The following is a 14,059-nucleotide window of genomic DNA, read 5'->3' on the forward strand; positions in this document are numbered from 1 at the left end:
GGTGCTCAGCGCTCCGGAGCGGCCTGCCCGGGGGCTGACCCCGTGCCCACACCACCGGGCCCGGCTGCCGCCGCTCCACCCTGGCCCGCAGCCGGGGCCGGGGCCGCTGGCGCAGCCGGAGCCGGAGCTGACGCCGCGGACCCGATGAGCGCCGGGTCGGGCGCAGGCAACGGCCCCCCGCCGACGACGCCGTCCAGGTAGGCCATCATCTGCTTGCCGACCCCGAACTTCGCGCTGTACCCGGTCGTCCCCTGCAGGAACGGCCAGTCCGCCAACCGGACGTGGCCCTGCACGTTGCCGATCCACGTGGCGTTCGTGTACTTCGTCGACGAGGCGATGAGCCAGTTCTGCTCGTCACCGTCCGTCGTGCCCGTCTTCGCGAACTTCGGCACCGCGTCGCCGGGGTTCGCACTCGCGGCCGTCCCCTTCCCCGACAGCACGCCCTGGAGCGCGTAGTCGACGGTGCCGGCGACCTCGGCGCTGACGCCGCGCGAGCACGTGGGCGGGGTCGGTCGGATCGTGCCGCCGCTGGCGGTCGTGACGGAGTCGATCGTGGTCGGCGTGCAGACGATGCCGCCGTTCGCGAAGCCGGCGTACGCCTCGGCGAGGTCGATCGGCGACAGTGGGTTCGTTCCCAGGACCGACGCCGGGTTCGAGTCGGGTGCACTGCCGTCGGCCTGGTGGATGCCCATCGCCTCGGCGGTCTTCTGGATGCCGCACAGGTCGAGCTGCTTCGCCATCGCGCCGAACGCGGTGTTGATCGACTCCACGGTGGCCGCGAGCACACTCATCGTCGGTTCCACCTGCTCGGCGTTGGCGACCTGCCACGGCGCACCGCCGACACCGACGCACGAGTTCGTGAACTCCGACTGCGGGAACGTGTGCTCGGTCGTCGACACCGACTGCGACAGCGTGTGTCCGTTCGCCAACCAGTCCGCCAGTGTGAAGACCTTGTAGGTGGAACCGGTCGGGAAGCCGCCCGAGCTGCCGACGGCCTGGTCCGCGTTGTAGTTCACCGCCGTGGCACCGGCGGTCGGGGCGTCCGACTGCGTGTAGTCCGTGTTCTGCACCATCGACAGCACGCGTCCCGTCCCGGGTTCGACGGTGACGTTCGCCCCACCGGCGTCGACGCCCGCCATGGTGGTCGGCACGTACGACGACAGCGCCGCCTGCGCGGTGTGCTGCAGGTCGAGGTCGAGCGAGGTGTGGATCGACAGCCCCTTCGTGTCGAGGGTCGCGATCCGGTCCGAGGCCGTCTTCCCGAACGCCGGGTCCGCGAGCAGCTGTGACCGCACGGCGTCGCAGAAGTACCCCGCATCGTACTTCGTCGCGGCGCTCGAGCACCCGTTCGCGGTGTCGGTGATCCGCGGTGTGATCGGCGTCGCGACCGCCTTCCGCAGGGCAGCCGCCGAGATCGTGCCGTGGGCGTGCATGCGGCGCAGGACGTAGTCGCGCCGGACCTTCGTCAGCCGGTACCCGTTCGCCGCACCGTTCGCGGTGCTGTCCGGCTCGTCGATGCGCAGGTACGACGGGTTGTTGAGGATCGCCACCAGGGTCGCGGACTGCACGAGGGAGAGGTCCGCCGCGTGCACGCCGAAGTAGTACTCCGCACCGGCCTCCGCACCGTAGACACGCCCGCCGAGGCCGACGATGTTGAGGTACCCGGTCAGGACCTGGTCCTTCGTGTACTTCTGGTCGACCGCGATCGCGTACCGGATCTCCTGGAGCTTCCGGGCCTTGGTCTGGCCGGCGACCTCGTCGTAACAGGCGTCCACCTTCGTCTTGGTGGACGCGGGGTCCTTGCCGGTGAGCTGCTCGCACTGCTGCACGAGCACGTTCTTCACGTACTGCTGGGTGATGCTCGACCCGCCTTGGACACCCGCGTGCAGGGCGTCGGCGATGGCGGCGCGGATGGTGCCGACGACGTCGATGCCGCCCTCGTCGCGGAACCGGGGGTCCTCGGTGTCGATCGCGGCCTGTTTGAGGCTGTCGGCGATCTGCGACGACGTCACGTCCGTGCGGTTCTCCGCGTAGAACGAGGCGATCGGCACGTCCTTGCCGCCCTGCTTCGCGTAGACGGTCGAGAGCTGCTGCGGTGTCTGGATGTCGAGGTAGCTCGGCAGGTCCTCGAAGAACTCCGCGGCACCCGAGGCTCCCTCGCCCGCCACCGCCACCGTCGGCGTCACCGCGACGGCGACGAGCAGCCCGGCGAGCACGGACATGACGACGAACATCAGGAAGGCCCCCGGCCAGCGCGCGATCCGCATGTCGAGGACGGTAGGGAGCGGTGCTGGGTCCGGTCTGCTGCGCGCCGGCCCGGGACTGCGCGGCCGCACAGGAAGGCGCACGACCGGCTCGCACCCGCCCCGACGGTGCGGCCGGGAGGCACGGATCGCCTCCCAGCGCACCCTAGGATCACGATCCGGTCACGTCCGCCGACCCCGTGGTCGTCAGTCGCGCGGCTGGAGGTCCTGCGGCCGGACGAGGTACATGTCCGGCGTCGCCTGGACGATGCCGCCGTGCCGGCCGTCGCCCTCGTGGTGCTCACCACGAACCAGGTCACCCCGTCCGACCGCGATGAGCGCCACGTCGTGCAGCGACGCGGTGCCCGGCTTGAGGTAGTCGTTGTGCCCGAACGGCTGTCGGAACACGTCGCCGCCTCCGTCCGGGTCGTCCGCGACGAGGAGGTCGAGCCGTGCCGCCCCGAACGCGGCGAGGCCCGGGTCGGTCCCGAAGAAGCCGGTCCCGGCGATCGGGTCCCAGTGCGCTCCGCCGACGTACACCTGCCCCGGGGTCACCGCGAGTTGGTCGGCCGTGGTGACCGCGCTGCCGGGCGACCCCAGCATGGTGAGGCTGTCGACCGTGACCCGCCCCGAGGAGAGTGCGATCATCGCCGTGGTGGACCCGTACGAGTGCGCCACGACGCCGAGCCGCGGCTCGTGGCCGGTGCGGACGGAGCGGATGCCGTCGAGCGTCCGGACGAGTCGGTCCGCCCCGAGGTGCGCGAGGTCGAGCGACATGAAGTCGGAGATGCCCGGCGTGCGGTAGCCCATCCAGGCCAGGACCGCCACCCCGGGTCCGTCCGCGGGTGCAGCGACGGGGGCGACGGTCGCCTGCTCCCGGTACACGTCACCGGCGGTCGCGGTGAAGTCCGCCATCTGCCCGTTCACGGTGAAGAAGATGCCCGGGACGACGACCGACACGTGCCCGGCCGTCCCGATGTCACCGACCGAGATCGCGCACCGACCACTCCCCCGCGTGTCCAGCGTGACGAGGTACTTGCGCGGGTCGCCGGGCTCCTGCTCGAGCGATTCCTGCACCTGTCCGAGCATCGCGGCCAGCGCCGTCGGGGCCTGCGAGTCGGCGAGTTCCGACGTCAGCACCGCTCGGTTCGCCGCGTCCCGCACGTCGAAGGGGACCCCGTCGAGGTTGCCGACGACCGCCGGGGCGTCGTCGGTGAGGACGGTCCGCGTCGCGGGTGAGAGCGCCGACCACCACGCCGTCACCGTGCTGCTGGTGGGCGGGTCGTCCATCGCGGTGGTCAGGACCCGGCCGTCGGCGTCGGCCGCGCGCAGGACGGTCGGCGGTGCCGCCGCGAGCGCCTCGAGCCAGCGCTGCCCGGTGGCGTCGGCGAGAGCGTCGACGGCTCCGTCCCGTCCCTGCTCGGGAGGTGCGTGTCGCATGGGCGCGGACGAGGTCGCCTGGACGACGGCGACGGCGCGCACGGCCGGGGCCTCGACCACTCCCTGCGAGTGCATCGAGGCGGTCAGCAGCGCCGCGGCGAAGAGCAGCAAACGGGTCTCCCCCTGGAAGGCCAGCCTGTCGTTCCCCTGCAGACGACAGGTGATGCGCTGTCGAGTGTATGGAGAACGGCCCTTCGGGGGTCATGCGGGATGCAACTTGCCCCCCGTACTGGGGACACACCCTGGCGCGTCGCAGCAGCCGGATCCCGCTCCGGTGTGCATGCGTCCGCATCAGGTCGCGGGCTTCTCCGCGTCGTCCGTCGGCGCGACGGCCGCCGCCGTGTCGTCGAGCACCGCGTCGTCCGGCACCGCGTCGTCCGGCACCGCGTCGTCCGGGGCCGCATCGGCGAGCGCTGCCGGCCCCTCGGTGACGAGGACCGCGAACTGCGCCGCGTCGATGACCCGCACACCGAGCTGCTCGGCCTTGGTCAGCTTCGATCCCGCACCCGGCCCGGCAGCGACGAAGTCGGTCTTCTTGCTGACGCTCGACGCGGCCTTCCCGCCCGCGGCCATGATCGCCTCGATCGCGCCCTCCCGCGTGAAGCCCTCCAGCGATCCCGTGGCGACGATGGTCACGCCGCTGAGCACACCGCCCTCGGCGACGGCTGCGCCCGGGCCCGGGTGGCCGGGGGTGGTGAGCTGCACGCCGGCCGCGGTCCACCGGTCGATGATCTCGCGGTGCCAGTCGACCTCGAACCAGTCGAGGAGGGCGTCCGCGATGATGCCGCCGACGCCGTCGACCGCCGCCAGGTCCTCCCGCGAGGAGGACCGGATCGCGTCGAGCGACCCGAAGTGGTTCGCCAGCGCGCGGGCCGCCACGGGTCCCACGTGCCGGATGTTCAGGCCGACCAGGATCCGCCACAGCGGCCTCGTCTTCGCGGCGTCGATGTTCGCGAGCATCTCGAACGCGTTCTTCGAGGGGTAGCGGCCCGGCTCCCCCGTGTAGTCGGCGCCGCGGGCCTCGGGGTCGAACGGCGGGTCGGTCTTCTTGCGTGCCCGGCTGAACGGGGTGACGCGCTTCGGGGCGCCGCCGTCCTCGGTCTTCTCCATGCCGGTCTCGGCGTCCCGCACGATGACCTCGATGGGGACGATGTCCTCCATCGTCAGGTCGAAGAGCCCGGCCTCCGTCACCAGGGGCGGCGTCTCCGGGTACACCGGTTGGGTCAGGGCGGCGGCGGCGACCTCACCGAGGCCCTCGATGTCGAGCGACCCGCGCGATGCGATGTGCTCCACCCGCCCGCGCACCTGCGCCGGGCAGCTCTCCGCATTCGGGCAGCGGAGGTCGATGTCCCCCTCCTTCGCCGGACGGAGCGGGGTACCGCACTCGGGGCAGTCCGTCGGCATCACGAACTCGCGCTCGGTGCCGTCGCGGAGCTCCACCACGGGGCCGAGGACCTCGGGGATGACGTCGCCGGCCTTGCGGAGCACGACGGTGTCGCCGATCAGCACGCCCTTCGCCTTGACGACCTGCTGGTTGTGCAGCGTCGCCTGTCGCACGACCGAGCCGGCGACCTCGGCCGGGGCCATCGACGCGAACGGTGTCGCGCGCCCGGTCCGTCCGACGCTCACGACGATGTCGAGCAGCTTCGTGTGGACCTCCTCCGGCGGGTACTTGTACGCGATCGCCCAGCGCGGCGCGCGGGAGGTCGAGCCGAGCTCCTCGTGCAGGGCCAGGTCGTCGACCTTGATGACGATGCCGTCGATCTGGTGCTCGACCGCCGACCGGCGCTCCCCGTAGTCCGTGACGAACCCCAGGACGTCCTCGATCGAGTCGAACACGCGGTGGTGCGTGCCGGTCGGCAGTCCCCATTCGTGCAGGAGCTCGTACACCTCGGACTGGGCGCGGACGTCGGTGTCCCGCTCGAGGTCCCGCACCGGCCAGGCACCGATGCCGTGCACGAGCATCCGGAGTCGGCGGAGGCGGTCGACCATGAGCTCGCGCTTCGCCGGGGACTTGCCCTCTTCCTTCTGGCGCAGGGAGCCCGCTGCTGCGTTGCGGGGGTTGGCGAACACGCGTTCGCCGGCGTCGCGCTGCCGGGCGTTCAGCTCGTCGAACTGCGCGACCGGGAAGAAGATCTCGCCGCGGACCTCCACGAGGGGCGGGTGTCCGGTGCCGGCGAGCCGGTCGGGGATGGTGCCCATCGTCCGGACGTTGCCGGTGACGTCCTCACCGACGACGCCGTCGCCACGGGTCGCCGCCGAGACGAGCCGGCCGTGCTCGTACCGCAGGTTGATGGCGAGGCCGTCGATCTTCAGCTCCGTGAGGAACCGCACGCGCTCGGTCCCGGCGTCCCGCTGGACCTTGAGCGCCCAGTCGGTCAGTTCCTCCGGGCTGAACACGTTGTCGAGACTGAGCATGCGTTCGGCGTGCTCCACCGGCGCGAACTGCGTCGTCTGGGCCTGCCCGCCGACGGTCTGCGTCGGGCTGTCCTCGGTGAGCAGCTCGGGGAAGCGCTGCTCGATCGCGTCGAGCCGGCGCATCATCGCGTCGTACTCGGCGTCGGCGACGGGGGAACCGTTGCCCTCGTAGTAGGCGTGACGCAGCTCGGTGACACGGGCGCGGAGCCGGTCGACCTCCCGAGCGGCCTGCGCGGCGTCGAGCCCCGCGGGGTCGATGGTCTCGAAGGTCGCGTCGGTCTCGCTCATGCAGTCAGTTCTACCGTGCTCCACCGACGCCGCGCGCAGCAGCGGTGCGCCCGTCCGGGGGCGTGGACCGCCGGATCAGGCGGGGACGGGAGCGGCCGACACCGTGGTGTCGATCGTGCACTGCCCGAGCACCCGGGTGCCGACGTACACGACCGCGGTCTGCCCCGGTGCGACGCCGGACAGGGGCTCGTCGGGCTCGATCACGAGGGCGCCGTCCTCGACCCGTGCGGTCGCGGGCTCGGGGTCGGCGTGGGCGCGGATCTGCACGTCGCACCGGAACGGCGTCGACGGGTCGGACGGGGCCGATCCCGCCCAGGTGTACCGGGTGCCGGAGAGCGATGCGACGTCGAGGGCCTCCTTCGGGCCGACCACGACGGTGTTGTCCTTCGGTCGGATCTCGAGCACGAAGCGGGGCTTGCCGTCGGCTGCGGGACGGCCGAGTGCGAGGCCGCGACGTTGTCCGACGGTGTACCCGGTGGCGCCCTCGTGGGAGCCGACCACTGTTCCGTCGCGCTCCACGACCTCGCCGGGCGCGGTGCCGACACGGTCCGCCAGCCAGCCGCGGGTGTCGCCGTCCGGGATGAAGCAGATGTCGTAGGAGTCCGGCTTCTGCGCGACCGTCAGCCCGCGCGCCGCCGCCTCGGCCCGGACCTCGTCCTTGGACGGGGTGGCGCCCAGCGGGAACATCGCGTGCCGGAGCTGCTCGGCGGTCAGCACGCCGAGGACGTACGACTGGTCCTTCGCCCACGCCGCCGAGCGGTGCAGCTCGCGCGAGCCGTCGGCGCCGGTGACGATCGAGGCGTAGTGCCCGGTGCAGACCGCGTCGAAGCCGAGGGCGAGGGCCTTCTCGAGCAGCGCGGCGAACTTGATGCGCTCGTTGCACCGCATGCACGGGTTCGGGGTGCGCCCCGCCTGGTACTCGGCCACGAAGTCGTCGACGACGTCCTCCTTGAAGCGCGCCGAGAAGTCCCACACGTAGTACGGGATGCCGAGTGCGGCGGCGGCCCGCTGGGCGTCCATCGAGTCCTCGATGGTGCAGCAGCCGCGACTGCCGGTCCGGAGGGTGCCCGGCATCCGGCTCAGGGCGAGGTGCACGCCGACGACGTCGTGGCCGGCGTCGACCGCCCGGGCAGCGGCCACCGCCGAGTCGACCCCACCGCTCATCGCCGCCAGAACACGCATGCGTCCAGGGTAACTCCGACACCGGCGTACCGTTGCTCGACGATGACGAGCACCCCGAACGACGGCTTCGACCTCCGTGGCGTCCTGCTGTCCGGCTTCCTGCCCGCGGCGCTCTTCGCGATCGGCGAGGGCGCGATCATCCCGATCATCCCGATCGCCGCGGACTCCCTCGGGGCGAGCCTCGCGATCGCCGGCTTCGTCGCGTCCCTCATCCTCGTCGGCGAGCTCATCGGCGACGTGCCCTCCGGGGTCGTCGTCGCGCGGATCGGCGAACGGAACGCGATGATCGGCGCCGCGGTCGTGTCGGTCGTCGGCCTGCTCGTCTGCACGGCAGCGCCGAACCCGGTCGTGCTCGCGGTCGGGGTCTTCCTGGTCGGCCTGTCGACGGCGGTGTTCGCGCTCGCCCGGCACGCCTACATGACCACCGCGATCCCGCTCCGGATCCGGGCCCGCGCGCTGTCGAGCCTGGGCGGGGTGTTCCGCTTCGGCTACTTCGTCGGCCCGTTCCTCGCCGCGGGCGTCGTGCACCTCACGGGGACGACGCAGAGCGCGTTCTGGGTGCACGTCGTGTGCTGTCTCGGCGCGGCCGTCGTGCTCCTCGTCATCCGCGACCCGGCGACGGGCGCGCGCGGCCTGCAGTGGCCGCGCCGCGCCTCCCGGCCAGCGCCCGCGGAGCACGAGGGCGAGCAGTTCGTGCAGGCGGAGTCCGAGGGGCTGTTCCGCACCCTCCGTCAGCACCACAGGGTCCTCGTCCGGCTCGGCAGCGGTGCCGCGCTCATCGGCGCGATGCGGGCGGGCCGCCAGGTGATCCTGCCGCTCTGGGCGGTCAACGTCGGACTCGACGACTCGGCGGCCGCGCTCGTGATCGGCATCGCCGGGGCGGTCGACTTCGCGCTGTTCTACACGAGCGGCCAGATCATGGACCGGTGGGGCCGGCTGGCGAGCGCCCTGCCCTGCATGCTCGGCCTGAGCGTCTGTTACTTCCTGCTCGCCGGGAGCGACCACCTCGACGCCCGGGTCGGTTGGTTCGTCGCGGTGGCGATGGCGATGTCGCTCGCGAACGGCGTCGGCTCCGGCATCCTCATGACGCTCGGTGCCGACCTCGCGCCCGCCGACCGTCCGGCACCGTTCCTCGGGGCGTGGCGGTTCACCGGGGACGTCGGCTCCGCGGCAGCCCCGCTCGTCATCTCGGGTGTCACCGCGGTCGCGACGATCGCGGTCGCGAGCGGGGTGATGGGCGTGCTCGGGCTCGTCGGTGCCGGCGTCCTGCTCCGCTACGTGCCGCGCTACCTGCCCCGCACGCTGCGCTGAGCGGCGCCGCCCCGGCGGTGTCCCGCCGCGGGTGGCCGGCCGGCCGGCGGGTGACCCACTGCGGCTCCGCCACGGGCCCTCCTGCGTACACTGGTGCGGCCAGCGGGAGTGGTGGAATCGGTAGACACGCAGGATTTAGGTTCCTGTGCTTCGGCGTGAGGGTTCGAGTCCCTCCTTCCGCACCGGGTGACGAGGGACCGACGGTCCCGGTCCGGAAGCCGGCGTTCGTCGATCGACGTCAGCCTGACGACGGATGGCCAGGACATGCCCGCACGGTACCCTCGGTCCGGCGGGTGCCATCCGCCCTCGTCCGCCGACCGGAAGAACCATGGACTCCGTCGCACTCGCCCTGATCCCCTGGCTGGATCCGCAGTACATCCTCGACCACTTCGGGGCGTTCGCCGTGCTCGTCGTCTGCGCCATCATCTTCGCCGAGACGGGCCTGCTGGTCGGGTTCATCTTCCCCGGGGACAGCCTGCTCGTCATCACGGGCCTGTTCGCCTTCGACCGCCACGGGCAGATCGGCGGCATCCCGATCTGGGTCGTCGCGCTCATGATCGGCGCCGCCGCGTTCATCGGCGGCGAGCTCGGGTACTACATCGGCAAGAAGGCCGGACCGCCCATCTTCGAGCGCAAGGACAGCGGTCTGTTCTCGAAGGCGAACGTCGACCGGACGAACGCGTTCTTCCACCGGTACGGGGCCCTCGCGGTGATCCTCGCCCGCTTCGTCCCCGTCGTCCGGACCTTCGCGCCGATCGCCGCGGGCGTCGGCCGGATGAACTACCGGAAGTACTCGCTGTACAACGCCGTCGGGGCGGTCATCTGGGGGGTCGGCGTGACGTTCCTCGGGTACTTCCTCGGGTACATCCCCGCGGTGGCGTACATCGTGCGCAACTACATCGACGTGATCCTGCTCGCCGCCGTCGTCGTCACGGTGGTCCCCGCCGTCATCACGTACGTCCGCAACTCCCGCAAGGCGAAGCAGGCCGACCCGCTGCCGTAGCCGCCGTGGTGGCCGACGGACGCCGGCCCGATGGACGGACGCCGGCCCGACCGAGGCCGGCGCGAGCTGGACCAGCACAACACGAACCGGCTCGAACCACGGAGATCCGCGGTTCGAGCCGGTTCGTGTTGTGCCCGTCCGATCGGCACCGGGCACCGGGAACCGGGAACCGGGCACCGGGCACCGGGCACCGGGCACCGCGCCGACCGCCAGCGGCTACCGCTCTCCGCCCTCGAACCACTCGCGGACGATGGGCGCGATGCCCCGGAACGCCTTCGACCGGTGGCTCAGCGCGTTCTTCTCGGCGCGGGTCAACTCCGCTGCCGACCCCTCCGCGTCGTCCGGCCGGAACACCGGGTCGTAGCCGTGGCCGCCGTCGCCGACGGGCTCGGTGCCGACCTCGCCGTTCCACACCGCCTCGAACACGTGCTCGGTACCGGAGGGCGTCACGAACGCAGCGGCGCAGACGAAGGCCGCGGTCCGCTCGACCACGCCCTCCAGGTTCTGCAGGAGCAGTGCGATGTTGTCCGCGTCCACCCGGGTGCCGGCGTACCGGGCGGAGTGGATGCCCGGCGCACCCCCGAGCGCGTCGACCGCGATGCCCGAGTCGTCCGCGAGCGCGGGCAGCCCCGTGTGGGCGACCGCCGCCCGGGCCTTGATGAGCGCGTTCGCCGCGTAGGTGTCCCCGTCCTCGACCGGCTCGGGGCCGTCGTACGCGACGAGCTCGACCCCGCCGAGGGCCTCGCCGAGGATCTCCCGCAGCTCGACGACCTTGCCCTGGTTGTGCGTCGCGAGGACGACCGTGCCGGTCACGAGGACAGCCCCAGCACCTCGCGCTGGACGGCCGCGAGCGAGGCGTTGCCCGCGAGTCCGAGGTCGAGCAGCGCGTCGAGCTCCTCGCGGTCGAACGGCGCGTGCTCCGCCGTGCCCTGCACCTCGATGAACTTCCCCGACCCGGTCGTGACGATGTTCATGTCGGTGTCGGCGCGCGAGTCCTCCTCGTACGCCAGGTCGAGCATCGGCACCCCGCCGACGATCCCGACCGAGATCGCCTGCACGCTGTCCGTCAGCGGCGTCGCCTTCTTGCCGATGAAGCCCTTCGACCGGCCCCACTCGATCGCGTCGGCCATCGCGACGTACGCGCCGGTGATCGACGCCGTGCGGGTGCCGCCGTCGGCCTGCAGCACGTCGCAGTCGAGGACGAGCGTGTTCTCGCCCAGGCCCTTCATGTCGACGACCGCGCGGAGCGACCGGCCGATCAGTCGCGAGATCTCGTGCGTGCGGCCGCCGACCTTGCCCTTGATCGACTCGCGCTGCATGCGTTCGTTCGTCGACCGCGGGAGCATCGAGTACTCGGCGGTGACCCAGCCGGTGCCCTTGCCGGCCATCCAGCGCGGGACACCGTTCGTGAACGAGGCGGTGCAGAGCACCTTCGTGTTCCCGAACGAGATGAGCGCGCTGCCCTCGGCCTGGCTGCTCCAGCCGCGTTCGATCGTCACGGGGCGGTGGTCGGTGGTCGTCCGACCGTCGATGCGGACGGGTCCGTCGGTGGCGTTCATGGTGTTCCTCTCGGTCCGGCCTGGAGGCTCGGTGCGGGTGGTCCGGTCGGTCGCGCGCCCGCCGGGTGGCGGGCCGGGCAAGGTCAGCGCAGGGCGCGTGGGAGCGTGATGGTGCCGGTCTCGAGGTGGCCGACGGCGGCGACCTCGGGTCCGAGGAAGCGACGGGCGAGCCGGACGAAGCCGTCGGGGTCGGCACCGGTGGCCTCGAACGAGTGGCTCGGCGGCTCGGTGCTCGTGCGCTCGAGCCCGTGTTCGACCAGGCGGCGGTAGACGTCGCTCGCGGTCTCCTCGGCGCTGGAGACGAGCGTGACGTCCGGCCCCATCACGTACTGGATCGCGGCCGACATGAGCGGGTAGTGCGTGCAGCCGAGGACGAGGGTGTCGACGCCGGCGTCCCGGACCGGGGCGAGGTACCCGGCGGCGACCTCGCGGAGTTCGGCGGACGAGGTGTCGCCCGCCTCGACGAACTCGACGAACCGCGGGCACGCGGCCGTGGTGAGGGTGACGTCGGAGGCGACCGCGAAGGCGTCCTCGTAGGCGCGGGACGCGATGGTGCCGATCGTGCCGATGACCCCGATCCGTCCGGTGCGGGTCTGCTTGACGGCCGCGCGGGCCGCGGGCTGGATGACCTCGACGACGGGGATGCCCGTCGCCTGCTCGTACCGTTCGCGGGCGTCCCGGAGCACCGCCGAGGACGCGGTGTTGCACGCGATGACGAGTGCCTTGACGCCCTGGTCGACGAGGTCGTCCATCACCTGCAGCGCGTACCGCCGGACGTCCGCGATCGGCTTCGGGCCGTACGGCGAGTGCAGGGTGTCCCCGACGTAGCGGACGCTCTCGCGGGGCAGCTGGTCGATGATCGCCCGGGCCACCGTGAGCCCGCCGACGCCGCTGTCGAAGACTCCGATCGGTGCATCCGTCACGGTGACCAGCGTACCGACGCCACCGACGGGGCGGACGCGCACCGGACCTCCCGGCGGTCCCTGGCCGGGCGGCGGGCCCGCTGGGTAGGGTCGGACGCGTGACCACCGCGCTCCTGACCGACCAGTACGAACTCACCATGGTCGACGCCGCGTTGAAGGACGGCACCGCCGACCGCCGCTGCGTCTTCGAGGTGTTCGCCCGCCGCCTGCCGGACGGGCGCCGGTACGGCGTCGCGGCCGGACTCGGGCGCTTCCTCACCCAGCTCACCGAGTTCCGCTTCGGCGACGAGGAGATCGGCTTCCTCCGGGACCGCCGCGTCATCGACGAGGGCACGGCGCGCTGGCTCGCCGACTACCGCTTCAGGGGGGACGTCCGCGCATACCGCGAGGGCGAGGTGTTCTTCCCGAACTCCCCCGTGCTGCAGATCGAGGGCACCTTCGCCGAGGCCGTGATGCTCGAGACGCTCGCGCTGAGCGTGTTCAACGCCGACTCGGCCATCGCCTCCGCAGCCGCCCGGATGGTGTCCGCCGCCGACCGACGCCCGCTCGCCGAGATGGGCTCCCGCCGCACCGGCGAGTGGAACGCCGTGGCCGCCGCCCGTGCCGCCTACATCGCGGGCTTCGGCGCGACGAGCAACCTGGAGGCCGGGCGGACGTGGGGCATCCCGACGATGGGCACGGCCGCGCACGCCTTCACGCTCCTGCACGACACCGAGGAGGCTGCGTTCCGCTCGCAGATCGACGCGCTCGGCACCGGCACGACGCTGCTCGTCGACACCTACGACATCGAGGCCGCCGTCGACACCGCCGTCCGGTTGACGGACGGCAAGCTCGGCGCCGTCCGCATCGACAGCGGCGACCTGCCGTCGGTCGTCGCGAGCGTCCGCGCCCAACTCGACCGGCTCGGGGCGACCAGCACGAAGATCACCGTGACGAACGACCTGGACGAGTACACGATCGCCGCGCTCCGGGCCGCCCCGGTGGACTCGTACGGCGTCGGCACGTCCGTCGTCTCCGGCTCCGGGCACCCAGCCGCAGGCATGGTGTTCAAGCTCGTCGCGCACCACTCCCCCGCGGGCGAGTGGGTCCCGGTGGCGAAGAAGTCGGCCGACAAGGCGTCCACGGGCGGCCGCAAGGAGGCCGGCCGTCGCCTGCGCAACGGGATCGCGACCGCCGAGGTCGTGCTGACCTCCGGATCCGTCGGACCGGACGAGCGGGACCTGCTCGTCCCCGTGGTGACCTCCGGTGAGGTCGACCCCGCGTTCCTCGGCGCCGCCGGGGTCGAGGCGGCCCGGGCGCACCACAAGCGCGCGAAGGCCGAGCTACCGGCGGACGCCGAGCGCATCGGTCGCGGCGATCCGGCCATCCCGACGCTCGTCATCTGAGCGCGCGGGTGCCGGGCGGCGGGGGTCCTACTCGGACTTCATCTTCTCGTAGATGGCCTTGCAGTCCGGGCAGACCGGGAACTTCTCCGGGTCGCGGCCCGGGATCCACTTCTTGCCGCAGAGCGCCTTGACGGCCTTGCCGGTCAGGGCGGACTCGAGGATCTTGTCCTTCTTGACGTAGTGCGAGAACCGCTCGTGGTCGCCGGGCTCGATCGCCTCCTCTTCCAGGAGCTTCTCGAGTTCGCGGTCCATCACGTCGAGGCCGCCACCACCGGGTTCCGTCGTGCTCATGACACCAGCGTACGTC

At 72.1% G+C, this 14,059-nt stretch carries 11 protein-coding genes and 1 tRNA gene; 4 read left to right on the plus strand and 8 right to left on the minus strand.

The annotated features are described in order from the left end of the window. Positions 1-5: 5 nt before the first annotated feature. From DEJ16_RS01250 to mnmA, 4 genes are all read right to left on the minus strand, one after another. The gene (locus tag DEJ16_RS01250; protein WP_110823723.1) at positions 6-2,267 is read right to left on the minus strand and encodes a transglycosylase domain-containing protein; all 2,262 of its coding nucleotides are present in this window, start codon (positions 2,265-2,267) and stop codon (positions 6-8) included. 183 nt (positions 2,268-2,450) lie between these two features. Then, on the minus strand, positions 2,451-3,794 hold the full coding sequence (locus DEJ16_RS01255) for an alpha/beta hydrolase (protein WP_110823722.1): 1,344 nt from the start codon (positions 3,792-3,794) through the stop codon (positions 2,451-2,453). A 180-nt stretch (positions 3,795-3,974) separates the two neighbouring features. Next, positions 3,975-6,389, minus strand: coding sequence for an NAD-dependent DNA ligase LigA (gene ligA, locus DEJ16_RS01260; RefSeq protein ID WP_110823721.1), 2,415 nt, complete (start codon positions 6,387-6,389; stop codon positions 3,975-3,977). A 75-nt stretch (positions 6,390-6,464) separates the two neighbouring features. Next, the gene (gene mnmA, locus DEJ16_RS01265) at positions 6,465-7,571 is read right to left on the minus strand and encodes a tRNA 2-thiouridine(34) synthase MnmA (RefSeq protein WP_110823720.1); all 1,107 of its coding nucleotides are present in this window, start codon (positions 7,569-7,571) and stop codon (positions 6,465-6,467) included. A gap of 42 nt (positions 7,572-7,613) precedes the next feature. On the opposite strand from mnmA, the gene DEJ16_RS01270 reads away from it, so the two are divergent. From DEJ16_RS01270 to DEJ16_RS01280, 3 genes are all read left to right on the plus strand, one after another. Continuing rightward, positions 7,614-8,882 carry an MFS transporter gene (locus DEJ16_RS01270; RefSeq protein ID WP_110823719.1) on the plus strand — a complete coding sequence of 423 codons (1,269 nt, stop codon included), beginning with the start codon at positions 7,614-7,616 and terminating at the stop codon, positions 8,880-8,882. A 102-nt stretch (positions 8,883-8,984) separates the two neighbouring features. Continuing rightward, positions 8,985-9,064, plus strand: a tRNA-Leu gene (locus DEJ16_RS01275). A gap of 146 nt (positions 9,065-9,210) precedes the next feature. After that, positions 9,211-9,885, plus strand: coding sequence for a DedA family protein (locus DEJ16_RS01280; protein WP_110823718.1), 675 nt, complete (start codon positions 9,211-9,213; stop codon positions 9,883-9,885). A 216-nt stretch (positions 9,886-10,101) separates the two neighbouring features. Here DEJ16_RS01280 and rdgB read toward each other — a convergent pair whose 3' ends face one another. The 3 genes from rdgB to murI all read right to left on the minus strand — a co-directional run bounded on the left by rdgB (position 10,102) and on the right by murI (position 12,367). After that, the gene (rdgB, locus tag DEJ16_RS01285) at positions 10,102-10,698 is read right to left on the minus strand and encodes an RdgB/HAM1 family non-canonical purine NTP pyrophosphatase (RefSeq protein WP_110823717.1); all 597 of its coding nucleotides are present in this window, start codon (positions 10,696-10,698) and stop codon (positions 10,102-10,104) included. Next, positions 10,695-11,444, minus strand: a complete 750-nt coding sequence (rph, locus tag DEJ16_RS01290) for a ribonuclease PH (protein ID WP_110823716.1) — start codon at positions 11,442-11,444, stop codon at positions 10,695-10,697. Before rph ends, rdgB begins: the two co-directional genes overlap by 4 nt. Before the next feature lie 83 nt (positions 11,445-11,527). After that, entirely contained in the window at positions 11,528-12,367 is an 840-nt protein-coding gene (murI, locus tag DEJ16_RS01295) for a glutamate racemase (protein ID WP_110824001.1), read from the minus strand. A gap of 137 nt (positions 12,368-12,504) precedes the next feature. Between murI and DEJ16_RS01300 the strand changes: the two genes are divergently transcribed. Continuing rightward, positions 12,505-13,752: a nicotinate phosphoribosyltransferase gene (locus tag DEJ16_RS01300; protein ID WP_375232107.1), complete on the plus strand. Its 1,248-nt coding sequence runs from the start codon at positions 12,505-12,507 to the stop codon at positions 13,750-13,752. A gap of 27 nt (positions 13,753-13,779) precedes the next feature. Here DEJ16_RS01300 and DEJ16_RS01305 read toward each other — a convergent pair whose 3' ends face one another. Further along, positions 13,780-14,043 (minus strand): DUF3039 domain-containing protein, encoded by a 264-nt coding sequence (locus DEJ16_RS01305; protein WP_110823714.1) that lies wholly within the window; start codon positions 14,041-14,043, stop codon positions 13,780-13,782. Between the last annotated feature and the right edge of the window lie 16 nt (positions 14,044-14,059).

Origin of the sequence: Curtobacterium sp. MCJR17_055 (genome assembly GCF_003224335.1) — a bacterium.
In the GTDB taxonomy this organism is placed as follows: domain Bacteria; phylum Actinomycetota; class Actinomycetes; order Actinomycetales; family Microbacteriaceae; genus Curtobacterium.